The organism is Veillonella dispar, assembly GCF_937975875.1.
Taxonomy (GTDB): Bacteria; Bacillota; Negativicutes; order Veillonellales; family Veillonellaceae; genus Veillonella; species Veillonella dispar_B.
Genome location: NZ_CALJSP010000119.1, coordinates 1 through 1,061, shown reverse-complemented (window position 1 = coordinate 1,061; position 1,061 = coordinate 1). Strand labels below are relative to the sequence as shown.

The 1,061-nt window shown below is 43.4% G+C and carries 1 protein-coding gene; it reads left to right on the top strand.

The window, feature by feature from the left end:
- A partial coding sequence (locus Q7P05_RS05640; protein ID WP_303930985.1) for an APC family permease occupies nucleotides 1-1,061 on the top strand: 1,061 nt, incomplete at both ends.

The following is a 1,061-nucleotide window of genomic DNA, read 5'->3' as shown; positions in this document are numbered from 1 at the left end:
GGGATTTTCTTGTTACCTAATAAGGCCTATGCCATTATTGGGTCAGCCAGTTTAGTGGTCCTTTTATTTGATGCGGTCATTGCAGGATGTATTGCCTTGTGCTTTGCAGAGGCGGCTAGCCTTTTCACACGTAATGGTGGCCCTTATCTATATGCCAAACATGCATTAGGTGACTTTTGGGGATTTGAGGTAGGCGTCCTTAAATGGATTGTAACGGTTATCGCCTGGGCCGCCATGGCCGTTGGCTTTGCCACGGCGCTAGGCGCTGCAGTCCCTGCCTTAAGTGGCGATTTAGCAAAGGATGTCATTTCCTTCATATTAATCGTAGGCTTAACAATCGTAAACATATTTGGTGTTAACGTATCTAAATTTGTTAATAACTTAATTACAATCTCTAAGTTAGTCCCTCTCACCCTATTTATCGCTATCGGTATATTCTTTATTAATGGCGCTAACTTTACACCTGTATTCCCACACGATACCTATGTAGAAGGATCCTTTGCACAAGCAGCCGTTCTTCTCTTCTTTGCTTATACAGGATTTGAGGTTATTGCCATTGCCGCAGAGTATATGAAGAATCCTAAAAAGAATTTACCGCGTGCCATTATCATGTGTATGCTACTCGTATCAGTCCTATATGTGGCCATACTTTCCGTATCTATTGGTGTTCTAGGATCTGACCTTGCTAACACAAAAGCACCAGTACAAGATGCTTTCAATGTAATTGTAGGTCCAATTGGCATGTACATTGTATTGGCAGGCACATTAATTTCTATGGGCGGCATTAACTTTGCCGAAGCCTATTACGCACCTCGTATTGCAACATCCATGGCCGAAGACGGTATGTTACCAAGTGCCTTAGCTAAACGCAATCGCTACAATGCACCATATGTAGCAGCGATCGTCACCGCTATTGCCAGCGTACTACTAGCCTGGTCCGGTTCATTTACAACCCTTGCTGCTATTAGTGCGGTATCCCGTTTCACACAGTACCTACCAACATGTTTAGCAGTCATTATATTCCGTCGTAAATGGGCAGATAAAGAACGGTCCTACACAAT